Here is a 23,561-nt window from a genome sequence, read left to right as displayed (position 1 = left end):
ATGGTTTATGACAACATCGCTAAAACCATTGGTGGCACACCCATCGTAAAGCTAAAAGCACAAAACGATGAGGCTGAAATTTATGCTAAACTTGAATTTTTTAACCCTGGAGGCTCTGTAAAAGATCGTATTGCACTAAATATGATTGTAAGTATGCAAGCTGACGGTATATTAAAAGATGGAGACACTATCGTTGAACCAACTAGTGGCAATACAGGCATCGGTATTGCGATGGTCGCAGCATCTTTGGGTTATAAAGTTATCCTTTGTATGCCTGAGAGTATGAGTATCGAAAGGCGTAAAATTTTAACAGCTTATGGAGCACAGCTTGAGCTAACTGAAGCTGCTAAAGGCATGAAAGGTGCGATAGCTAGGGCTACCGAGATCGCCACACAGCCAAATCACATAATGCTAAGTCAGTTTGAAAATAAGTATAATCCACAAGCACACGAAAAAACTACAGCAGTTGAGATAATGACCGATTTTGCTCAGCTTGACGCATTTATCGCTGGTGTCGGTACTGGTGGCACTATAAGTGGTGTAGCAAAAATACTAAAATCAAAAGGCTATACAACTAAATTTATAGCTGTAGAGCCAGAAACATCACCTGTATTAAGCGGTGGAAACCCAGCCCCGCATAAGATACAAGGCATAGGAGCTGGTTTTATACCAAATACAATGGATATGAGTATAGTTGATAGTATTGAAAAAGTCAGTAATGATGACGCTATGGCTGCTGCACGTATAGTAGCAAAGAGTGAAGGCATACTGCTTGGTGTGAGCGGTGGAGCTGCGTATGTGGCTGCTCGCCGTATAGCAAAAGCACTTGGTGCTGGCAAGAAGGTGCTATTTATCGCTCCTGATAATGGCGAAAGATATCTAAGTACTGATCTTTACGGAGTACAATAATATATGGTTTGGTGGGAAAATTTAAAGGAGCTTGTTAGCGTTGTTCGTGAAAAAGATCCATCAGTAAAGAACTGTTGCTTTTGGGCGATTGTGATAAATACGCCCGGAATTCATGCAGTATTTTTTCATAAAGTTTCCCACCTATTATACAAACGTGGACACTTTTTTATCGCACGTTTTATATCGCAGATTGGTAGGTTTTTAACCGGTATCGAGATACACCCTGGTGCAAAAATCGGTAGGAGATTTTTCATTGATCATGGAATGGGTGTAGTTATCGGTGAGACAGCTGAGATAGGTGACGATGTAATGCTTTATCATCAAGTAACGCTTGGGGGAACTGGCAAAGAGTGTGGCAAACGTCATCCTACTATAAAAAATGGCGTAACTATATCAGCTGGTGCGAAGGTGCTCGGTGCTATAACGATAGGCGAAAATGCTAAAATAGGTGCGAACTCAGTTGTACTAAAAAATGTTCCAGACAATGCAACTGTTGTTGGCATACCAGCACGGGTAGTGCGTGTGAGTGGGACAAAATTTGAACCTGAATATATAATATAACTTTAAGTTTGGTAATTAACTACTAAAAATAGAAATTGCGATATATTTTAAAGTTATACCTAAGAGACTCAAATATCATTAAACTTGCAAATCGCCCACTTAAAGACATCTAGACTACAAGTAAATTATAATAGCAGATAACATTGTTAGCCATTTATAATTTTGCATAATGATTGAAAAGTCAAATTTACTAATAAGAAAATTAAATGAAAAAAAGATACTCGTGTGTAGTAAACACTATTAGCCTTATGACGTTTGTTTGAATAAATTTGTAATCATAAAGCTTTTAAGAAAATAGGTTAAAATTATTAATATATCCTATGATGGAGTAGTGTAAGAGCCACAGCAACAAAAACATACATCCGCACTGACATATATGTTTAAATAGCAAGTGTAATGAAACAAATAAAAAGAAAGTCATACTTCGATATGCAAATATATTTTATCCAGTTTCATTTGAGTAAATTCTATATTTTTTAGGGGTGAGATAAATTTAAACATATTTAAATTCTTCTGGTTTGTGTTTACTTTTTATCACGCGTTTTGTTAATCGTATGCCCTCGACAGTGCCTATCACTAGTAGCTTTGTGCCGGTACCGATGAGTGTCTCGCCATTTGGCATAGCAATAAATTTGTTATTTATGTCGCGTATCCCAACGACATCAGCATTTGTGATATTTCGTAACCTAGTCTCTTTAAGTCGTTTAAATCGCACCCACGAATAATCAGGTACTAAAATTTCTTCTATATCTATAGGCGAGTTTTTCTTATACAAAAATTGTTCAAGTAAGTTTTCCATATCTGGACGCACGCTCATAGCACTTAGGCGTTGAGCGACGAGACGAGATGGACTTACTACGCTATCGGCACCAAGTTTTTTAAGTCTTTGCGTATTGTCTTCACTATCTGAGTTTGTGATGATATGATATGGCTTACGTCTTTGGATCTCTTTTTCATATAGACGCACAGATGCGATGAGGGCTATATTATCAGCTATATTATCACTAAGTGTTATAAGTCCTTTCGCACTTGAAAGATGTGTTTTTAAAAATGCTATTTGGGTGTGTGGTTGAGCCTTTATAAAGTATGGATATTTAAATTTTTGTGCGATCTCAGCTAGATCTTCACGATCGTCAACGACGACAAATGGTATATGATTTTCACGAAATTGTGCACTAAGTTCAATTGTGTAAAGGTTGTGATAGCATATCACAAAATGATTTTTTAGCCTTGCAATTTTATAAAGCATACTTCTTTCCTTTAAAATGCTTATTAGTGAGCCACGTTTTAAGACCTCTACGACAATACCAATGGAAAATGTAAATATGATAAAGCCTATCAATATAAACGTGATAGTAAATATTCGCCCCTTTGGTGTTATTGGTGCGACTTCAGTAAAACCAACTGTTGTAAATGTCATGCCAGCCTGATAAAAGGCGTCTATTAGTGAGAAGTTGTCGATATAGACGTATCCTAGTGTTCCAAAAAGAAGGAGCAAAACAACTGCAATGATTGGATATCTAAAAGGTTTTAGTTGTTCGTAGAGCTCAGTGTCTAAGCTGATGTCTGGCTTGTAAGAGCTTGAGAAATTGAGGAATTGTTTAAGTCTTGATAATAAAGACATAAATTCCTCTTATTTTTGCATATTTATTTTGACTGCTTTTTCATAGTTCTAAGAGTTGAAGCAGCGACTTTGATCTTTCTCGTTGTGCCGTCTTCTAGCATAACACGGATGGTTCGTAGGTTTGGCATAAATCTTCTTTTTGTCTTATTGTTGGCGTGGCTTACGTTATTGCCAACCATAGGACCTTTGCCTGTTATAGCACATCTTCTTGACATATTTTTTCCTTATAAACAAAAATTTCTGCTGATTGTATCTAAAAAAAGCAAAATCCACGCTTAAAGCATTAAAATAACTTATAAATCTTATTTATTGCTTTTTAAAAAAATAATAGATAAAATCTAAAAATTTTTTAAAGCATGGAAACATATGTTGCAAAAAGAGCAAGTAGATAAAATTTTAAATAATATTTTTAAGACACCAGAAGAGCTAAGCAAGTGTGATGAGATGTTAAGACTAGGCAATATAGCCAATGTTGTAGATATACTAACAAAAGATAAGGCTTTTAGCCTTTATTTTCTGGCTATCGTTAGAAAGGCTGATTTTTACGTAGATACGCAGAGTAAAGATGTGGGTATCATAGCACATTTGTTAGGTGTTGATATGTTTAAATTCATTATTCACTCGTATTTTGTATTTTTAAAACTTCCAAAAGATTGGCGGGTATTTAGCTTAAACACGGTAGTATTAATAGAGCTTAATGCTAAAATTTTATCTGATTGGAATAAAATTTTAATAAATCTTAACTCTAAAACTCAACGTAATCTGCTCTTAGCTCCATATATGCTTACAAATGTAATCGCATACGAAATGGTATTTGCTAATTATATACAAAGCTTAAATGAAATAGTAAATTTTGTAGATATTGATTATATAAATATATTTAAAAAAATGTATAATGTTGATATATTTTTTAAAAGTTGTCTTGCTGCTGGTTGGGATATAAACAAGCTAAACAATAATGATAAAAATATCGTTATGTATTTAAAATTTTTATTATCTTACGAGATATCGCGACCAAAGTTTAATAGTCTTGGTTTGGATAAAATTTTAGATATCAAAACAGATACAACCTTAGAAAATTTAATAAAATTTAAAAAATGTGTTGGTGCTAATGAGTGAGATTAGGCGATGAAATTAACATTTAATGGCTCATTCGCTATCATTCGTCCATTTGGGTTTTTAGAGTCAGACTTGATCGGGCAGTTCTTGCATCGTGATGATATAATGCTATTAGAGGCTAAAAAGCCTATTTGTATTTTATTGTCTTTAAAGGACGTTACGTTTTTTACTCCGGTTTGGTTTGGATATATTATAGATAAGCTAAACGACCTTTCTAAAGGCATTGGTGCACGTATCGGAGTATGTGATTATAGCGATAGTTTATATGAGCTAATGATAAAGACTTGTTATAAGCTTATAAATTTTTCACTATTCCAAACAGAACAGATTGCTACACTTTTTGTGGGGGATAGGGCGGTAAACGGTAGCGAGATATTGCTATTTCATGATAGTTTGGAGCAAAGATCGCTTATAGAGCTTAAGTTAAATAAGCGTGGTTACAAGGTCAAAATAGAGACAAATTTAAAAGAGTTTTTAAGACTTAAGGACAAATATCTGTATGCAATAGATCAAAAAACAAAGCTTTTTTATCCTGAAAAGTTTTTGCAAATCTTTACTATTGATAGTGTTGTGATTTACCGTATAAATGGGCTCATTGATTCGGATTTTGTCAGTAAATTTGATAGCAAAATGCATCAAAATTTACTAAAAACTGGCTATAAATTTTTTATATTTTGGGTCAATATAACGAGTGCGATGAATGCCCTTGGAGCTGATTTTTTGATAAATTTATCAAAACTTAGTTCAAAGTATAACTCTATAATCAGCATATGTGGGCTTAATCAAAATAGCATATCAGCTGGATTAGTTGATGATATGCAACGAGCAAGGATACTTTTGTATAAAAATTTACAAGAGTTTTATGGTGATAACGCAGTTATTTATATAAACAAAAATCCACTTCAAATTCCGCCATCTCATATCACGAAAAACATAGTCGAGATCTTACCAAATGTTATAAAATTTGTATTTGAAACCATATCCACACTATCAAAAAGCGAGATGACTTGTCTAAACACAAAGATACAAACGTATGCTTTGGATGATGAGCTTGAGTATATTCGTGCGTGTGTGCTTTTTTATGGCGATTTTGATATGCGACTTATGGTTGGTGTGAGAAAGTATAAAATAGCTGAAATTTGTAAATTTTTTAGTGGTAAAGATGAGGTAAATTTAGCCGAATATGAGATAATTTTTGGCATAATAATCAATAAAATTTTAAAATTTTTCGTTTTAAAAGGTATGAGCGTTGCTGCCACGATACCTAAGTTTTTTGATAAAGAGCATTTTTTTGATATCACAAGCAAAGGGGCTTTAACCTTAATGAGCGATAAAAATGATGATATAGCGGTGATATTTGTAAGTAAATAAGGAATGTAAATGTATGTAGCTCCAAGTATTTTGTCGGCTGATTTTGGAAATTTAAAGGCTGAGATAGAGGCTATCTGCGAGGCTGGATGTGATCTTATACACGTTGATGTTATGGACGGACACTTTGTACCAAATTTAACTATAGGACCACTTGTCGTGAACGCCGTCGCAAATGTGGCTACAAAGCCACTTGATATTCATCTAATGGTTGAAAATAACACTTTTTTTGCAAATTTGTTTTTGCCACTTAAACCAAAATTTTTAACATTTCACATCGAAGAGGAGAAGCATCCACTTCGCTTGATAGATTATATCCGTAAAAATGATGTAAGTCCAGGAATAGTGCTAAATCCTCACACGCCCGTCTCAAGCCTAGAACACATTATAAATGAAGTCGATATCGTGCTTTTAATGAGTGTTAATCCAGGTTTTGGGGCTCAAAACTTTATGCCGTTAGTTTATGAGAAGATTCGTGCTTTGCGTGAGATGATAGAGCGTAAAAACGCAAAATGTCTCATAGAGGTTGATGGTGGTGTAAATGGATTAAATGCACCAGATCTAGATGAGGCGGGAGCTGATATACTCGTAGCAGGAAATTATATATTTTCATCAAATTCTTATGCGGAGGCGATCCGTGCGATAAAGCTTGAGTTTTGAAACCAAACAAACAACGCCTTGAAAACTTGCTCTCGCTCTTAGCTACTCGTGATTTAAGCTATCGTGATTTTATCGCGATATTTAGCTCAGTTAGTGAGATTACAGAGGTGATAGATATCAAGATTATTGATATGTGGCGGACTTTAGGGCTTGATATTTTTAAAAACGAACATGGCTATATTGAGCTACGCACACGTACGAGAGATATTGCCGATCAGGTTTTTTGCGTAGTAGATATAGAGACAAGTGGTGGCACAACAGACGGACAGATTATAGAGATAGGTGCGATAAAGATAAAAAATGGTATAGAAATAGGGCGATTTGAAAGCTTTGTTGCAGCACCACATATCCCTGAGAGTATCAGTGAGCTAACTGGTATCACAGATGCCGATTTAAAGGACGCTCCATCACTTGCTTCGGTGCTTGAGCGGTTTAAAACATTTTTGGGTACGAGCGTGTTTGTCGCACATAATGTAAATTTTGACTATGGATTTATCTCATATAGTCTACAAAAACTAGGCTTTAGCATACTGCTAAACCGCAAAATTTGCACCATCGATCTAGCACGTCGCACGATACCATCACAAAAGTATGGGCTAGGTGCGTTAAAAGAAATTTTAGGCATCACAAATACTCATCACAGGGCGTTAAACGATGCGATAGCGGCGGCTGAGATATTTAAATATTCTCTTAAACAGCTTCCTTTTAGCGTTCAAAGTGTAGAGGATCTGATAAAATTTAGCAAAACTGCACCGAGTCTTCGCATAAGTCCAAAGGTGGAGACGATCACGCAAGGTGAGCTAAAATTTCAATAGTGATTTAAGTTTATAGCCTTTAAACATAGTGTCTAAAAGTGAAAACATTATAAATTTATTGCACCACCAGATAAACTAACATAGCAAAAGATAAAATTTGGTATCTACTACAATAGACACCAAATTTATAAATCCTTAACTCTCTTTTAATAGCTTAGTAGCGACAAGATCGGCCTTTGCTTTGTCGGTATCTTTTTTTACTGATTTGTAAATTTTGCTTATATAATTTTCTAATACTTCGTGGCTATTTATAGTTTTTTCGCCATTTTTCGGGCAAATTTGCTCGTATTCACCATCATTTTTTAGCTCAAAAGCAAGTTCGTTATCATTTAGCTGAAGTTCTAAAATTTCAAGCAATTTATCTTGCAAGCGTTCATCGAATATTGGTGTCATAAGCTCTAAGCGTCTCTCTAAATTCCGTGGCATCCAGTCAGCACTAGAGATAAATACCCTTGGTGTTGAGTGTTTAAAGTATAAAATTCGTGCATGTTCTAAGTATTTGCCAATGATTGAACGAACATGGATATTTTCACTTTTACCCCTTATATTAGGACGCAAACCGCACACACCACGCACTATTAGGTCTATCTTTACTCCTGCATTTGATGCTTTGCTAAGCTCATTTATCACATCGGCATCAATGAGTGCGTTCATTTTTGCGATTATCCGACCTTCACTACCTTTGCTAGCTTCAAGGCGAATCTTTTCTATTATCCGCTCTTTTATCTGAAATGGCGACATACTAAGCGTATTTAGGCGACGATTTTTATTATATCCTGAAAGGATATGAAAAAATGTCGTTGTGTCGTGGCTAAATTCTTCACGACTTGTAAAGAGACTCACATCTGTATAAATTTTAGCCGAACTTCCATTGTAATTGCCAGTACCAAAATGCATATAAAATTTAAGCTTATCACCGATTTGGCGGATGATTTGAAGTACTTTTGCATGCACTTTAAAGCCCGTGATACCATATATCACGTGTGCTCCAGCATCTTCTAGTGCCTTTGCCCAGTGCAAGTTATTCTCCTCATCAAATCTCGCTTTTAGCTCCACCATTACAGTTACTTGTTTGCCGTCACTTGCGGCATCTATTAATGATTGAATGATTGGTGAGTTTTTATCAACGCGGTAAAGTGTCATACGTATAGAGATGACTTTTGGGTCTTTACAAGCCTCTTTTATTAGATGAACGACTGGATCAAAGCTTTCAAATGGATGTATAATCATAACATCTTCTTTATCAATCGTATCAAATATCGAAATCCCGTCACCAAAAGGAGGTAGAGTTTTTGGCACATATGGGGAGTTAGCTAAGTGGATAAAGTCTTTATTTAATGCAATCTGCCAAAGTGAGCTAAGTGTGAGTGGAACGTTAGAATAGTATATATCTTTATGAAAAATTTTCATATGTGAGTTTAGAAACTCAAGTATGTCTTTATCTGCATCGTGAGCGATTTGCATACGGACAAAAGCACCTTTGCGACGTAGCTTTAGCCCTTGTTCTAGTATCATCATAAAATCATCCGCCTCTTCTTCTTCGATGACTATATCAGCATTCCTAGTTACTCTAAATGCACACGAGCTAAGTAGCTTATATCCAGGGAAAATTTCTTCTGCGTGGCGATGTACAATCGTCTCAATAGGTACATATACATTTTCACTAGGCTGGGTAAAACGCGGCAGGACACGTGAAATGCGTATCATTCCAAATTTTAAAATTTCAGGATGTTCTATATCTGCTAATTTAACTGCTAGTGAAAAGCTTAGGTTGTTTAGATGCGGAAATGGGTGTGTCGCATCGACAGCGATAGGAATGATGACTGGTAAGATATTTGAAAAAAAATACTCATCACATTTTCTCTTTAGTTCTTCATTTAATTCATCATAATTTTTTATAAATAAATTTTGTTTTGCAAGAGCATTTTTAGTCTCGTTATAGTGTTTTTCTACTAGCTTTTGCTCTTCTTGAAGGTATTTTCTGATATCACGAAGTTGTTCAAGCGGGCTCATTCCATCACTACCGCTCGTAACAACACCAGCAGCAAAAAGCTGTTTAAGTCCAGCGATACGTATCATATAAAACTCATCTAAATTTGTTGTATATATCGCTAAAAATTTAAGTTTTTCAAGCAGAGGTATATCTTTGTTGCATTGTGCTAAAACACGTGAGTTAAATCGTAGCCAACTTAACTCTCGGTTGATAAAAAGGGTTTTATCTTGACTCATTAGCTATCCTTTAAATTTTTTAGTTATTTTATGATAATTGACTTTATAAAGCCTTTATTTTATCGTTTTTTGTTAAAAATTTGTTATAATACGCAAATGCTTTAAAATTTTTTAAAGAGGTTAAATGTCTGATTATATTATTTTAGTTGGTGTATTTGTATCCGCAGTTGTTATCTTTGCTATACTTAAAAAAGTATCTTTTTAGGCAAGATTTGAGCTAAATTTAATGGTATATGTGATTTGATTTAGCTTTTATAGCTCGGTATAGTTGTTTGTTAAGTTGTAACTATTATATTTTGCTTTTAAAAATTTAAAAATATAAAATTTGCAAATAAGTTTTTAAAATTTATCTTTTAAATTTTTCTTTCCACCATAAGTAAGCAAAAAGAAGCCCAAACCCCTTTGGTTTGCTTTCATCAAACATAAAATCACGCATACTTTCACGTGGAATAAATACGAGCTCTATATTCTCGCCATCGCAGCCACCACCACTATTTACACGCATACTCTCATCTATCGTAGCGTAAAACATTGTCTGTGTGTTGCCACTAAAGCCAAATGCCCCATAAGTCATAACTACACGTTCAATATCTCTTAGCTCATAGCCCACCTCTTCAACCGCCTCTTCACGTATAGTTTGTTCGCAACTTAGTCCTTTATCCATAAGCCCAGCACACATTTCGTAGGTGTATCCTAACTCAGTTGAACTAATGTTTTCACTATTTTGCGAGTACCACACTGCAGGGCGAAATTGCTTGACAAGTAAAAATGCATCACGCTCTTTATGGTATAAAAATACTGAGACGCTGCTCATCGCTTTTACACAATCCCAGTTACGAAGCTGCCCGTTTTGTTTAAACTGCATACGAAATGGTTTAAGGTATTTTGACTCAGTCAGTGGTAAAATTTCAAGCTCGGTTATAGTAGTATCCATTTTGCAAGTCCTAAAAATGTGAAAAATCCAATCGCATCAGTAAATGTTGTAAGCAACACAGCTGAGCCGACAGCTGGATCTATGTCAAAGCGTCTGAGTGTTAGCGGTATGATCGTGCCAAAAAATCCTGCGAAAAATAAATTTATAACCATACTTGAGCCGATCACAATGCCTAGCATTGCTTTATCAAACCATAGCCAAGCGATTATACCCATTATCATACCAAATATAATGCCATTTGCAAGTGAGATGCTGATTTCACGCTTTAAAACACTCTTTGCATCTTTAAATTCTATCTCGCCCAAAGCTAAACGACGCACGGTAACGGCAAGGGCTTGAGTGCCTGTATTGCCACCCATTGACGCGACTATAGGCATAAGTATTGCTAATGCTACATATGTGGCGATCGTCTCATCAAAAAGTCCGATAATAAATGAACTAAATATAGCAGTTAATAAATTTACACCAAGCCACGCACCGCGTGCCTTTGCTGCCTTAACTAGCGTCTCATCATCCTCAGCCTCATCATCAACACCGACTAGGTTATAAATTTGCTCTGTTGCACTCTCTTGAATAAAGTCGTGTATATCATCGTTTGTGATACGACCGAGCAAAACACCCTTGCTATCAATGACTGGTATAACGTTTAAGTCATAATCTTGCACTACGATGACGACATCTTCTATCTTATCTATATCAAGTGCGGTGTGAGGTTTGTAATGATCTGGTTGTTCGTTTGCGATGATCTCGCTTAAACTTAAGGAGAAATCAAATAAGATGAGGTCCTCAAGTGGTATGCCATACTTAAGCACATCGTTTTCATCAGTAATAAAAAGTTGTGAGATGTTTTCTAACTCACCTTCGGACTTTAGCCGTCTAAGCCTTGCTACTGCGTCCCCTAGTTTTTCATTTAAACGAGCGGAGAAAAGCTCGGTTTGCATATATGCACCAGCTTCGTTTTCATCGTAGCTTCGTAGCCTTAGAATATCATCTTGATCCTCTCTGTCAAGCCCGTCAAAAAGCTCTTTGGCTTTTTCTTCATCTATGTCTTCAATATATTGAAGCAACTCTGTTGCGTCATCGCTCTCTAGCTCTTCAAGTGCTTCTACAATCTTTTCAGACGGCAATGTCTCAATGACATCTTTTAGCATATGATCAGGTAGTTCAATCGCTACATCACCAAGGCTTTGTGCATCAAGCTTCTCAAGATACTCAGTAAATAGCAATTCATCGTGTTTTTTAAGCGTTTTTAGGTGTTGTGCTAGGTCGTATGCACTGATCTCGCTTGCGTCGTTTTTTACATCATCTAGGTGCTGGTCTAACAGCTCTTTTGCTTGTTCTAGTTCGGTATTCATTGTTATCTTTAAATTTAGATTTTTAAAACTCGATCACATCAGGGAAAAACTCAATTTTAGGTGGCTTTTGATTGTTCGCTATCGCTTTTTTCATTAATGTATCGTTTTTAGCCACGATATTTTTAAATTTAGCAGTCTCTTTTTTATCCGCTATATCCTTGACTACTTTTAATGTGTTTTCAGGATTTATGGGTTTATTGTTTAGATATAGTCCAAAGTGCAGGTGCGGTCCAGTACTCATACCGCTTGTGCCTACGTAGGCTATCAGCGTGCCTTGTTTAACTTTGTTGCCGACTTTTATCCCTTTTGCAAAGGCGTTTAAATGTGCATAAAGTGTCTCGTATCCACCAGCGTGCTTTATGATTATGACTTTGCCATAGCCTGTTTTGTTACCGACAAATTTTATTGTGCCGTCCCCTGCTGAGCGTATCGGTGTGCCACGTGGTGCCCCATAATCAACTCCCAAATGTGCCCTATACCGTCTTAAAATAGGGTGCCAACGCTTAAGTGTAAAGCTAGATGTTATGCGTGCATTTAAGATAGGACGAACAAGTAGAAATTTATCGCTCTTTTTGCCATTTTTATCATAAAATTTATCTTCAAATTTATACATTGCATAGCGTTTATTTTTCGTCTCTAACATCGCAGCATATATCTCAGGTGTGCCAAAACTTCTCCCCATACGTATCTTTTGGCGATAAACCATTACGACTTTATCACCCTTGTTTATCTTTTTAAAGTCTATGCCTTCACCTTTAAAGACATTTTTAAAACTAAGTGCTAAAGTCGCTGAGCCGGTATGCTCATATATGTCTTCTGATATTGACTTTTCAACATCTAAGCTTAGCACTTTATCTGATTCTTGATAGGATATAGGCGTAAATTCAAGCTTAAAATTATCCTTTTCATCTCTAAAAATATGAACTTGCAACTCTTCGCTCACTGGTATTAAAACTTGGTTTGGTTTGCCATAAGAATCGTGTGAAATTTGATACGTCGAACCAGCTGTTATGTCAGCTACCAGCTCTTGATCTTCACTTGTTAGATCATAGTAAAGTGATAGTGGAATTTTGTTTTTTTCTAAAAAATTTAAGAATGATATGCCATTTTCCCAACTTAAATTTTCAACACTTGGTTTGATCGCGTATAAATTTAAAAATAAAAATCCAGATAGTATAAGGGCGCGAAGCATCAATGTCCTTTTTTAAAAATCCAGCTGATTTTACTAAAAATTTGCTTTAATTTTGCAAAAAATAAAGCATTTTAGGCTATAATCGTCAAAAATTTAAAATAGGAGAAATTTTTGAAACGTTTTGTTTTGTCTTTATTATTTTGTTTTAGTACACTTTTGAGTGCAGATTTTAACCTAAATGAATACCGATCTCCCATCATCAGCATAGATGAAGATGATACGGCTACTATCATAGATAGCCCTGAAATTCTGATCGGCTCAAGTGGTGTCGTCGTGCATAAATTTGAATACGATAGCTCAATTATCGCTCGTGTTAGTGTTATATCAAAAAATGGTGGCTTTGCAAAAATAAGATTTGAGGTGTTTGATACTCTAGCTCAACCAGCGTTACCGCTACCTGGTATAGCACCACAAGTTGGCGATACTGTCGTGCTAAACTATCTTTATAACCGCTCTTTAATCATCGTGCCAAATAAAGAAATTTATGATGAGATTATAGCAGCATTTCCACGAACAATATTTATCCATCCTGACTTAATAGGAGCGTATCTAAGCTATGAATATAAACCAAATCCAAGTCGTGATGATTTCCGTAAAATGTGCTCACAAAGTGCAGCTGGACTGATATTTATCGCAATGGATAGGCGTAGTGTGTTTGCAGATTGTCAAAGCTTTAAAATTTTAAAAGAGTTTAAAACTGGTGAAGTTGAGTATTATCAGTTGCCATTTTATACGCGTGTAAGTGATATAGATACTGTTTTTTGGAAGCTTGATGCAGCCCATATTAATAACTATGATGAACATTATGATAACCTTTTGTATCAGGAATAAAAAGAGTAAAATATGTGGGCTAAATTTAAAAATACTTTAAATATTGCATTAAATTTAGCCCTAGGCATAAAGGACACTCAGCTTATGCACTACGCATCAAGCCTAAGTTTTCACACCATTTTAGCAGTCATTCCTGTGCTACTTATCTCATTTTCTATCTTTACGCAACTGCCAGCATTTAGTGAGTACTATGCTAAAATTCAAGAGTTTGTATTCTCCGCACTTTTGCCAACTCACCAAAGTATTATTGCTGAGTATTTACAAAAATTTTTACAAAATAGTGTCAGCCTGGGTATTATTGGTTTTATCGCTATTATCTTTACTTCAGCGATGTTTTTTATAGACTATGAATATGTTGTAAATGAGATAATGCAAAGTCAGACTAAGCGTGGATTCTGGGTAGCTTTGAGTGCCTACTGGACGCTTATAACTCTTGCACCCATAGGGCTTGGGCTTAGCTTTTATATATCAAATTTATTACAAAATTTACTAAACTCAACGCAATTTACTAGTTGGATAAATTTTATAAGTATTTTTCCTTATCTCATCATATGGGCTATATTTTGTGTCACATATCTTATATCTGTTTCGCAAGGCATTAAATTCAAAAATGCACTTATTAGCTCATTTGTAGCATCTTTAGTTTGGTATTTAGGTAAGTCAGCATTTGTCTATTATGTCGTATATAACAAAACCTATCTGAGTATTTATGGCTCATTTTCAGTAATATTATTTTTCTTTTTATGGGTCTATATTTCGTGGATTATATTTTTATATGGGCTTAAACTTTGCAAATTTTTAGAGAGTGAAAGATAGGTTTATATAATTAAAACACCAAACGTAGTCGCTCCGATAAGTGCGAGAAATAGGGCTAGACTTTTAAATTTAATAGCTAAAAGTGATATTATATTATAAGTTATAAATACCAAAAATGATACCTCTAGGCTTGACTCTCCTATCCTAAAGTTTAATAAACTAAGCAAATACTCATCAAAAACTCCACCAAAGCCAAATGCATGTAGTAAGGCAGTAAGCGGATAAAATACTATAAATGCGTAGCTAAGCGGGATGACTGCAAACTGCTGAAAGCTAATGAGAGGGAAAAAGTAAAGTATGATGACTTGCATCGTAAAAAATACATAAAAATTTAGCAAAATAGAGTGCATTAAAATATTAAATTTATCCTTAAAATGGTGTAGATACAAAAATATATAAAACACACCAGCAATTGAGAAGTAAAATCTAATATCTAATGCAAGGCTTGGAAATAGGGCAATACAAAAGCAGCATATCATAAAAAGCGTAGTAAAGCTTAGCACTTTTAATCCGCGACATATCAAGTAAAATCCAAACATACTCATAGCAAATGCACGAACAAAACTTGAGATAAAACCGATAAGATAAAAATAAAATACAATAATGCCAAATGCGACAATACTTATATCAAATTTATAATTGCGGTATGGAGCGTAATGCTGCGAAAATACTCTATATATCGGTGCCATAAGAAAAAATAGTGTACCAAATATCACGCTAAGATGATAGCCACTAATGGCTATAAGATGAGCTATACCACAGTGAGCCACATCATCTCTAAGCTCGCCAAATACGGCTGTGCCGAAAAAAAGAGCAGAGTAAAGCTGTGAAATTTTAGGACTTTCGTGCTGCGAACTTATAAATTTAATAGCTCGTTCATTTAAGCTTTGTCTGAGTGATGGTTGCAAATTTGGATTATGAGTGTTTGTAAGATTTTGCTCTAAATTTATGTCATTTCTGGTACTTAAATTTATCCGCTCATAGCTTGGCATATAAAATGTCCCGCGTAAATAATCAGTAAAACTTACATCTATATTTTGCACAGCTAAATGTAAGATATCGCCAACTTTTATGGCTTTATTTTTTGATACAGTAGTGTAAAATTTAAACTCATCATTATCAAGTAGTAAAAGTCGATAGCTTCTGCCATTAGCATTTGTTTTTATATAATCAAGCTTTACTTTGGCAACTACATTATGCTCGCCACGCTGCATAAATTTGTGATACTTTATAAAATTTATATATAAATTTACGCTAAATATAGCCATACAAAATACTAAAAATATAGCATATTCTATACGTTTATCAAATAAATTTTGCATTATTCATTTTGTTGTAATCTCAAAGAATATAAGCTATTGTTTTTAAGTCTTAATGCTGGTTTTTCTATTAAAAACCAGCTTAAAATTCCTGATATTACAGAAAATAATATAATCAATAGTGCATACTTATAGTTTTGAATACAGCCAAGTTCTACGAAAATATTTACAAAAAATGAGTGATAAATGTATATACCATATGTGAAGTCGTTATTTTTAAAAATGTTATTTATACGAGAAAAACTAAATGCAAAAGAGAAAACTACAAAAGAAAAAATAATATAGTTTGTTAGTATATGGATTATAATATTTTGCATATAATGATCTAATAACTTAAATATCAAATATATAAACATATAAATAAAAAAATGATTGTGAATATATATATATATAATTTATGTATTTATAAAAATAAAATCCTATCAAAAATATAAACATATATGGAGCTATTGATACATTTATAAGTTTATTTATAAAAAGATTGTGATCGCTAAAGCGATTATATATAAAAAATACTATAGATATTGCAAAAAATATAAGGAGCATATATCTACTTTTTTTATATATCCAAAAAATTATTGGCAAACTTATATAAAAAAACAGTTCAATTGAGATCGTCCAAAGTGGTGCATTTATCTCACCTGCTCCAAAAATTTTACTTGCATTAAAGTTGTAAAATTGCAGAAATGTTAGTTGGCTAAAAAGCCAACTAAAAAAATCAAGATTAAAATCAAATGGATAAAAGCAGTATAATAATACTATGCCTATTAGTATATTTACATATAATGCTGGATATATTCTTAAAATTCTATTTTTGTAATACATTATCAAATTCGAATTTCTGTCATATGAATAGCTTATAAGAAAACCGCTAATTAGAAAAAATATAGTAACTCCATTGAAGTTGTTTAGAAAAATTGCCAAATAATCACACAAGATATTGTTTGGCTTGATATTATACATAATGTGCCCAAACATTACTTGAAATGCCGCAAATAGTCTTAAAAAATCAAAATTATTATATTTTATATTGTGTATTCCTGTCATTTTTAGCCTTGAAATTCCGCTGTATGAGCTGCACCATAAGGCTTGTCAGCAAAGCGTGAATGCTGCTTGTGAAATAGCACATCAATCGAGCCAGTCTCGCCGTTTCGGTTTTTACCGATAATGATCTCGGCGTTTTCTTGTAGTTTGTTAAATTGCACATTGCTCTTATACTCCTTGCCTTCGGCTCTAGCACGATTTTCTTTCTCTTTTTCTTCTTGTGCGAGATAGACCTCATCACGATAGACAAAAAGGATGACATCAGCATCTTGCTCTATCGCACCTGATTCACGTAGATCGCTTAGCATAGGACGTTTGTTTGCTCGGCTCTCTAAGCTACGATTTAGCTGAGATAGGGCGATGATAGGTAGGTCTAGCTCACGAGCTAAAAGCTTTAGTCCACGCGAGATCTCAGCGATTTGGACATGGCGGTCAGCGAAGTTGTTTGTACTCATCATAAGCCCAATGTAGTCTATTACGCAAAGCGAAATTTCAGGGTGTTGGCTCTTTAGTTTGCGTAACTGAGTGCGGATTTGATGGATATTGACATATCCGCTGTCATGCACAAATAGCTTTGAGTCAGCAAAGTCATTACAAGCGTGGCTTAGGCGTGAGTATTGCTCATCGTCCATTTTAGCAGTCATTATGTCTTGTAGTGGTATGGAGGTTCGGTCTGCCAGCATTCTCATCATTATCTGTTCTGCGGGCATTTCAAGAGAGAAAAATACTACGCCTTTTTTCTCTCTAAGTGTGTGACTTATAAAATTTAAACAAAGCGTCGTTTTACCCATACCAGGACGTGCAGCGATGATAATGAGATCTCCATTTTTAAAGCCTTTTAGCTTCTCGTTTAGCTCACGAAATCCAGTATCAAGTCCAACGATATCCTTATCCTCTAGCTCAGATTGCTTTTTGATATGTTCTATCATTAAATTAATTATTTCACGACTTTGCTTTATCGTACCCAAGCCATTACCATCAACGAGCGAGTAAAACTCCCTGCTTAGCTCATCTACCATATCACGACTGGCTTTGTCCTCGTTCACTTTGCTTGGAATTTGATGTGCGATTTTAATAAGACTTCGCTTTATTGACTTCTCGCAAAGCTCATTTGCATATTTTGCTATATCTATTATGGAATTTGTAGCTAGTATGTCAGCGATTAAATTTTCATCAAACTTCTCGCCCATTTTATTTTTAAGAAACGACGTAGCTATCGGTAGATCAGAATTTAGACACTCGATCATAGCTGAATAAATTTCAGCATGTCCTTTTAGATAGAAGTCCGAGGCTTTTATGATGTCATAAATTTCACTTAGCGTATCGTTGTTTGAGATGATAGAGCTTAGTATCGCTCTCTCCATATCAAGGTCATATAAATTTTGAAACTCCATCTCGTTTATCTTAGTCTTTGCCATTAAATCCTATTATCCTTTTTTGTTATTTAAATCTTTTATAACTCATTTAAAACTTTATATCACAAGCTTTAACTTTACCCACGTGACTTTATCTCATCATCTATCTCCGACAAAAACCTATCCACTAACTCACTTTCAGGTAGCTTAGCGACTACTTCGCCACGTCTTATGATAAGCCCATTACCCTTGCCAAACGCGATCGCCACATCCGCACCCTTTGCTTCACCGATAGCATTTACCACACACCCCATAACGCTCACATTTAGTGGCTCTTTTATGTGTCTGGTTTTTTCTTCAACTAGCTTTATCGCACGCATTAGATCGCTTTGCAAACGCCCACAAGTAGGGCAAGAGATGATATTTAGTCCTTCACGTTGGCGACCACTATCTTTAAGTATCGCCTTTGCGACTTTTATCTCCTCTTCAAGCTCGCCTGTTATGCTTACTCTCATAGTATCGCCGATACCCTCAAGTAGTAGCCCGCCAAGTGCGATAGCTGATTTAATAGTCGCGTGAAATGTCGTCCCAGCCTCGGTAACTCCAAGATGAAATGGATACTCCACTTTTGGGCGAAGGGCACGATACGCCGCCATAGTTCGCTCCACATCACTTGATTTTAGTGATATTTTTATATCAGTAAAGCCAAAGTCTTCAAGCAAATTTATATTATACATCGCACTCTCTACCATAGCTTTAACACTTCTACCATATCTATTCTCAAACTGCTCTTCTAATGAGCCTGAATTTATGCCTATTCGTATCGGTAGATCTCGTTGTTTGCAAGCATCAACGACTGCTTTTATCCGCTCTTTTGAGCCGATATTGCCTGGATTTATACGAATGGCATCCACATATTCGCTCGCTATTAAAGCCAAGCGGTAGTTAAAGTGTATGTCAGCTACGATAGGTAGTGGGCTAAGAGCTACTATCTCTTTAAGTGCTACTGCATCGTCTTTATCAAGCACTGCACACCTTACGATATCACATCCTGCAAAGTATAAGCGGTTTATCTGTTTTAATGTACCAGCTACATCCTTTGTCTTTGAAAAAGTCATAGACTGAACGCTTATAGGTGCGTCCCCACCGATCTTTACATTACGAATTTTTATCTGTTTTGTTGGGTATCTTTGCACGTTTTTTCTCTTTTATAAATTTAAATGTGATTATATAAAATTTGATATTTAAAAAGGATAAATTTAAATTGCCCCTATAAATCTATAGGGGCAGGACGGTTGTGAGTAGGGTTATTTTAAATTTTTAGCAAAAAACTCATCTATCTTATCAAATGGAATTTTATCGCCATTTTTACCGCCATCGTAAAGATCTACGTGATTTGCATTTGGCACGATAAGTAGCTCTTTATTTTCACCCACTAGCTTTTTAAACGCATCTTCACCAAAGTAACGCGAGTGTGCGATCTCGCCGTGCAGTATCATAACGGCATTTTTTATCTCATTTGAGCGTTGCAAAATAGGCATATTTATAAATGGCAAAGACATAGTCGCACTCCAAGCACCATTTGAATTATATGAACGCTTATGAAAGCCACGTTTTGTCTTATAAAAATCATAATACTCAGCGACAAATTTAGGCTCATCGCCGTTTAGTTTATCAGGTAAATTTTTATCTCCAAGGCTCATTTTACCACTTTTGGCATCTTGTGTGCGGATCGCATTTAGCCGCTCTTTTATCTCATAGCGTTGCTCGGCATTTATGCTATCATTATAACCATTTGCCATTACGCGTGTCATATCATACATCGTTGAAGCGACTGTAGCTTTTATGCGAGTATCGATCACAGCTGCATTTATGGCAAATCCGCCAAATCCACAAATACCGATCACTCCGATACGCTCACTATCTACGTTACTAAGAGTAGTGAGATAATCAACCGCCGCTGAAAAATCCTCAGTGTTTATCTCTGGAGAGGCGATATTTCGTGGCTCTCCACCACTTTCACCGATATATGATGGATCAAATGCAAGCGTGATGTAGCCACGCTTAGCCATATTTTGTGCATAAAGTCCAGAGACTTGCTCCTTAACTGCTCCAAATGGACCGCTCACGGCTAAGGCTGGGGCTTTACCTTTTAAATTTTTGGGTACATAAAGATCTGCGACTAAAATAATGCCATAGCGGTTTTTAAACTGCACCTTTTTGTGTTCAACTTTGTCACTTTTGGCAAAAATTTTATCCCAAGTAGTCTCAAGTCTTGGCTTGTTTGTTTGTGTATTGCTATCTTTTGATGTTTTGCTATTTTCATCTGCAAACATTGCTTTTGCACCTACTAGCATAGCTACTGCTGTGCTTATAAAAATTCTTCTTTTCATCTTTTGCTCCTTGTTTTGGTTTTGAAACATTGTAACAAAAAGAGTCTGCAAAGCTATAGAACAATTCTGCAAGATCCTTGCCTGATTCTGCAAAATTAAGTCAAATTTAAGCAAAAATTGAAAAATTTATAAATTTTTAAAGCCAGAGATGTTTAGCTAAAGTTTACTGGGTCAATGTCAATGTCAACATTTGAGTCTTTGCACTCATTTGCAGCAGCAATGAGCGGAGCGTATGAACTTGAACGTATTAAAATTTCATAGCGATATTTTGAGCCGATATACTCAACGCCACATTTACCGTAGCCTACTATCTCAAGTGGTAGTCTTTGTGTTAGCGGAGCCAATCGTGATAGCAAGGTATTCATCGTAGTCTTTGCGTTAGCATCGTTTGTATGGCTTATAATGATACGAAGTAGCCGTTTAAATGGCGGATATAGCTCATTGCGAAAGTTTGTATCATCGGCTAAAAATTTATCATAATCTTGTATATAACTTTCAAAAAACTCACGTTGGCGACTTTGCACTAAAACTCGTCCGACCCCAGCTCGTCCAGCTCGTCCAGCTACCTGCATAGCCAGAGCTAAAGTCCTTTCACGAGAGCGAAAGTCAGGATAGTTTAAAAGCTCATCAACGCCCATTATAACGGCTAATGCAACACTGTGATAATCATGGCCTTTGCTAAGCATTTGAGTGCCAACAAGTATGTCAACGTTTCCATCGTTAAACTCACGAAGTGCCTTTATTAGCTTATTTTGCGTAGTTATCTCATCTCTATCAAATTTAGCTATCCTAGCGTTGGCAAACTCATTTTGCAAAAGCTCCAAAAGCTCAGAAGTGCCGATCTTTTTAGCCTCTATCATTTCACTACCACATTTATCACAAGTCTTAGGCACGGCAGTTTTAAAGTCACAGTATTGGCATTTTAATACATTTTGCTTTTTGTAAAAGCTCATACCGACACTACAAAATGGACACTTGATCGTATCGCCACATTTTTTACAAACTAGGTATTTAAAATTTGCACGAGTTGGTAGACAGATCACGGCTTGTTTTTTGTTGCTTAGACAAAGGGCAATCTCTTGCTTTAAAGTATTGCTAAGACCAGTTTCACTCTCGTCGTATATAAAGCTTTTTTGTGAATTAAAAAATGTCCCACGCATACGAAAAGTAGGTTGTTTGTAAAAGCTAGTAAGGCTTGGTGTCGCAGAGCCTAGTATTACACGTAGATCAAATTTAGATGCTAAAAATAGAGCTAAATCTCTTGCATTGTAGTGCGGACGGCTTGAGTTTTTATAGCTATCATCGTGCTCTTCATCAACCACGATAAGCTTTAAGTTTGATAATGGTAAAAACAGGGCTGACCTAGCCCCTGCTATGAGCTTTATCTTACCATTTGCGATATCTTTTAAAATTTCTTGCTTTTTTTTAGGCGTTATCTTTGAGTGCCATATCGCTACGGCAGTGCCAAAAAAGCTCTCTAAACGTGTTTGCATTTGTGGCGTGAGTGAAATTTCTGGCATAAGAAATAGTGCTTGTGCATTGTCATTTAGTGTTCTTTGAATCGCACTGATATAGACCTCACTTTTGCCACTTCCAGTATCTCCAAAAAGCAAACTCGTAGGGTTTTGCTCTATAAAATTTAAAGCCTTGGTTTGAATGTCATTTAAATTTGGTGTGATATTAAATTTTTTTGTTGTATTATCGCAGCTTATGCTATTTGCTAGTGAAGTTTTGTTTTGTTTTGTTGTGTTGATATCTTTTGTGATTGAGTAAGATTGCTGGGGTAAATCAACTTTAATCTCTAAATTTTCAGGCTCAAAAAGCCCAAGTACTACAGAGATCTCGCAAGTGTAATAATAGCTTATAAATTTGGCTAGTTCTATTTGTGTATCTGTTAATTTAAGCGGTAAAATTTCAGATATATCAAGCGTATTAAAGCTTGGTTTTTCACAACTTTTTAGCACATATCCGAGGACTTGCTTTTTACCAAGTGGCACACGCACCACATGAAACGACTCTATCTCAAACTCACTTTGATAGGTTAGAGCGTTTAATTTTAGTCCATCAAGTGCAACTAAGTAATACTTCATCTTATCTCAAACGTTCACAAAGTGCTCCGCTACTGCACTCAAACACTCCATTTGTAGGACTATATGTGAAATTTGCACTTTGTTTTGCGATTATTAGTGTGTAGCTATTTTGTGCTGTTTTATGCCATCCACTTTTACCCATACCGCTATCTTTTACACCTACATTTAAAATAGCTGAAAATAGCAACTCACCATCATTTTCAAGTTTGGTAGGGTAGTGTGGTGAGCCTTTTAACAAATTTTCATTATATGCCGTAGTAATTGCACTTTGGATAGTAGTGATAGTGGTTTTTGCCGATGTTAACGTGGCGTCATCTCTGGTTACTAGTAGTTTTGGCATGGCTATGCTAACTAAAATACTAAGTATAATTATGACAAAAATAAGCTCAAGCATGCTAAAAGCTCTTTGCATTTTATTACCTATTTTAGAGTGTGGTTTATGTTTTGCATTATCTCTTTTGCGACTCGTTCGCTCTCGTAGTTTTCGTAGCATTTTTCTATAAAAGCATTTAAAAGCTCTTTAGGCTCAATGAATTTTCTTCCACCCATAAATTTTTGCCAATCACGCTCAAATATCGGTGCGAAATCATCATCAAGCGTGATTGTGTAGTCTCGTGATGATATGGTGAGCGTGATCTGTTTCATTATCTACCTAAAACTGCTTCAATCTTTTTAAGCACATCATCAGTTTCACTATTTTTTTTGTTTAAATCCTCTTCTAGACGCATTATCTGATTTGTTTTTGCCTCGTTTTGTGCCTTTAAGGTTATGACTTGATTATGTAATTCTTCGTTTGCTTTGCTTAGCTCATCATATTTTGCAATAAGATCATTTACTTTTTGTGTAAGTGTGCTTAAAATAGTGTCATTTTCAAACATAACATTCCTTTTAAATTTAATAAATTTTAGCTATTTTAGCACGAATGGGCTAAAAATTATATAATATTT

The 23,561-nt window shown here is 35.4% G+C and carries 23 protein-coding genes; 8 read left to right on the top strand and 15 right to left on the bottom strand.

Annotated features, from left to right (window positions below):
- On the top strand, positions 1–909 hold the full coding sequence (gene cysK / locus KDE13_RS00200; RefSeq protein ID WP_229204317.1) for a cysteine synthase A: 909 nt from the start codon (positions 1–3) through the stop codon (positions 907–909).
- A gap of 3 nt (positions 910–912) precedes the next feature.
- Positions 913–1,470 (top strand): serine O-acetyltransferase EpsC, encoded by a 558-nt coding sequence (epsC, locus tag KDE13_RS00195; protein WP_212140416.1) that lies wholly within the window; start codon positions 913–915, stop codon positions 1,468–1,470.
- Between the two features lie 493 nt (positions 1,471–1,963).
- On the opposite strand, the gene KDE13_RS00190 is transcribed toward epsC, so the two are convergent.
- Together KDE13_RS00190 and rpmB are read right to left on the bottom strand one after the other, a co-directional pair.
- Positions 1,964–3,094, bottom strand: coding sequence for a potassium channel family protein (locus tag KDE13_RS00190; protein ID WP_212142546.1), 1,131 nt, complete (start codon positions 3,092–3,094; stop codon positions 1,964–1,966).
- A gap of 23 nt (positions 3,095–3,117) precedes the next feature.
- Positions 3,118–3,309: a 50S ribosomal protein L28 gene (gene rpmB / locus KDE13_RS00185; RefSeq protein WP_212140418.1), complete on the bottom strand. Its 192-nt coding sequence runs from the start codon at positions 3,307–3,309 to the stop codon at positions 3,118–3,120.
- A 151-nt stretch (positions 3,310–3,460) separates the two neighbouring features.
- Between rpmB and KDE13_RS00180 the strand changes: the two genes are divergently transcribed.
- Genes KDE13_RS00180 through KDE13_RS00165 form a run of 4 tightly spaced genes read left to right on the top strand, consistent with a single transcriptional unit; the run spans position 3,461 to position 7,056 of the window.
- Positions 3,461–4,213, top strand: a complete 753-nt coding sequence (locus tag KDE13_RS00180) for a hypothetical protein (protein ID WP_212141820.1) — start codon at positions 3,461–3,463, stop codon at positions 4,211–4,213.
- Between the two features lie 9 nt (positions 4,214–4,222).
- Positions 4,223–5,584: a hypothetical protein gene (locus KDE13_RS00175; protein WP_212142545.1), complete on the top strand. Its 1,362-nt coding sequence runs from the start codon at positions 4,223–4,225 to the stop codon at positions 5,582–5,584.
- A 9-nt stretch (positions 5,585–5,593) separates the two neighbouring features.
- On the top strand, positions 5,594–6,241 hold the full coding sequence (rpe, locus tag KDE13_RS00170; protein ID WP_212140421.1) for a ribulose-phosphate 3-epimerase: 648 nt from the start codon (positions 5,594–5,596) through the stop codon (positions 6,239–6,241).
- The gene (locus KDE13_RS00165) at positions 6,238–7,056 is read left to right on the top strand and encodes a 3'-5' exonuclease (protein ID WP_212142544.1); all 819 of its coding nucleotides are present in this window, start codon (positions 6,238–6,240) and stop codon (positions 7,054–7,056) included. Before rpe ends, KDE13_RS00165 begins: the two co-directional genes overlap by 4 nt.
- A 135-nt stretch (positions 7,057–7,191) precedes the next feature.
- On the opposite strand, the gene KDE13_RS00160 is transcribed toward KDE13_RS00165, so the two are convergent.
- The 4 genes from KDE13_RS00160 to KDE13_RS00145 form a co-directional block, all read right to left on the bottom strand.
- Positions 7,192–9,285: an RNA degradosome polyphosphate kinase gene (locus KDE13_RS00160; RefSeq protein WP_212140423.1), complete on the bottom strand. Its 2,094-nt coding sequence runs from the start codon at positions 9,283–9,285 to the stop codon at positions 7,192–7,194.
- A gap of 346 nt (positions 9,286–9,631) precedes the next feature.
- Positions 9,632–10,219 carry an NUDIX domain-containing protein gene (locus tag KDE13_RS00155; protein ID WP_212142543.1) on the bottom strand — a complete coding sequence of 196 codons (588 nt, stop codon included), beginning with the start codon at positions 10,217–10,219 and terminating at the stop codon, positions 9,632–9,634.
- Positions 10,204–11,574 (bottom strand): magnesium transporter, encoded by a 1,371-nt coding sequence (gene mgtE, locus KDE13_RS00150; protein ID WP_212142542.1) that lies wholly within the window; start codon positions 11,572–11,574, stop codon positions 10,204–10,206. Before mgtE ends, KDE13_RS00155 begins: the two co-directional genes overlap by 16 nt.
- Positions 11,575–11,596: 22 nt before the next feature.
- On the bottom strand, positions 11,597–12,766 hold the full coding sequence (locus tag KDE13_RS00145) for a peptidoglycan DD-metalloendopeptidase family protein (RefSeq protein WP_212141816.1): 1,170 nt from the start codon (positions 12,764–12,766) through the stop codon (positions 11,597–11,599).
- Between the two features lie 111 nt (positions 12,767–12,877).
- Between KDE13_RS00145 and KDE13_RS00140 the strand changes: the two genes are divergently transcribed.
- The gene (locus KDE13_RS00140) at positions 12,878–13,597 is read left to right on the top strand and encodes a plasminogen-binding N-terminal domain-containing protein (protein ID WP_212142541.1); all 720 of its coding nucleotides are present in this window, start codon (positions 12,878–12,880) and stop codon (positions 13,595–13,597) included.
- Positions 13,598–13,609: 12 nt separating this feature from the next.
- Positions 13,610–14,413, top strand: a complete 804-nt coding sequence (locus KDE13_RS00135) for a YihY family inner membrane protein (protein ID WP_212141814.1) — start codon at positions 13,610–13,612, stop codon at positions 14,411–14,413.
- A 2-nt stretch (positions 14,414–14,415) separates the two neighbouring features.
- On the opposite strand, the gene KDE13_RS00130 is transcribed toward KDE13_RS00135, so the two are convergent.
- The 9 genes from KDE13_RS00130 to KDE13_RS00090 form a co-directional block, all read right to left on the bottom strand.
- Positions 14,416–15,735, bottom strand: coding sequence for a ComEC/Rec2 family competence protein (locus KDE13_RS00130; RefSeq protein WP_212142540.1), 1,320 nt, complete (start codon positions 15,733–15,735; stop codon positions 14,416–14,418).
- A gap of 330 nt (positions 15,736–16,065) precedes the next feature.
- Positions 16,066–16,695 (bottom strand): acyltransferase family protein, encoded by a 630-nt coding sequence (locus tag KDE13_RS09460; RefSeq protein WP_229204337.1) that lies wholly within the window; start codon positions 16,693–16,695, stop codon positions 16,066–16,068.
- Between the two features lie 86 nt (positions 16,696–16,781).
- Positions 16,782–18,194 (bottom strand): replicative DNA helicase, encoded by a 1,413-nt coding sequence (locus KDE13_RS00120; protein WP_212142539.1) that lies wholly within the window; start codon positions 18,192–18,194, stop codon positions 16,782–16,784.
- Positions 18,195–18,268: 74 nt separating this feature from the next.
- Positions 18,269–19,327: a flavodoxin-dependent (E)-4-hydroxy-3-methylbut-2-enyl-diphosphate synthase gene (gene ispG / locus KDE13_RS00115; RefSeq protein WP_212140431.1), complete on the bottom strand. Its 1,059-nt coding sequence runs from the start codon at positions 19,325–19,327 to the stop codon at positions 18,269–18,271.
- Positions 19,328–19,438: 111 nt separating this feature from the next.
- Entirely contained in the window at positions 19,439–20,524 is a 1,086-nt protein-coding gene (locus tag KDE13_RS00110) for an alpha/beta hydrolase (RefSeq protein ID WP_229204316.1), read from the bottom strand.
- Positions 20,525–20,676: 152 nt separating this feature from the next.
- Entirely contained in the window at positions 20,677–22,614 is a 1,938-nt protein-coding gene (locus tag KDE13_RS00105; RefSeq protein ID WP_212142538.1) for a primosomal protein N', read from the bottom strand.
- A 1-nt stretch (position 22,615) separates the two neighbouring features.
- On the bottom strand, positions 22,616–23,026 hold the full coding sequence (locus KDE13_RS00100) for a prepilin-type N-terminal cleavage/methylation domain-containing protein (protein ID WP_229204315.1): 411 nt from the start codon (positions 23,024–23,026) through the stop codon (positions 22,616–22,618).
- An 8-nt stretch (positions 23,027–23,034) separates the two neighbouring features.
- On the bottom strand, positions 23,035–23,259 hold the full coding sequence (locus tag KDE13_RS00095) for a hypothetical protein (protein ID WP_212140434.1): 225 nt from the start codon (positions 23,257–23,259) through the stop codon (positions 23,035–23,037).
- The gene (locus KDE13_RS00090; RefSeq protein ID WP_212140435.1) at positions 23,259–23,492 is read right to left on the bottom strand and encodes a hypothetical protein; all 234 of its coding nucleotides are present in this window, start codon (positions 23,490–23,492) and stop codon (positions 23,259–23,261) included. The genes KDE13_RS00095 and KDE13_RS00090 overlap by 1 nt, the downstream gene beginning before the upstream one ends.
- Positions 23,493–23,561 lie beyond the last annotated feature (69 nt).

It is taken from the genome of Campylobacter anatolicus (assembly GCF_018145655.1).
In the GTDB taxonomy this organism is placed as follows: Bacteria; Campylobacterota; Campylobacteria; order Campylobacterales; family Campylobacteraceae; genus Campylobacter_A; species Campylobacter_A anatolicus.
Note: the sequence above shows the minus strand (reverse complement) of the source record. Positions and strands in the feature narration are given on the sequence as shown.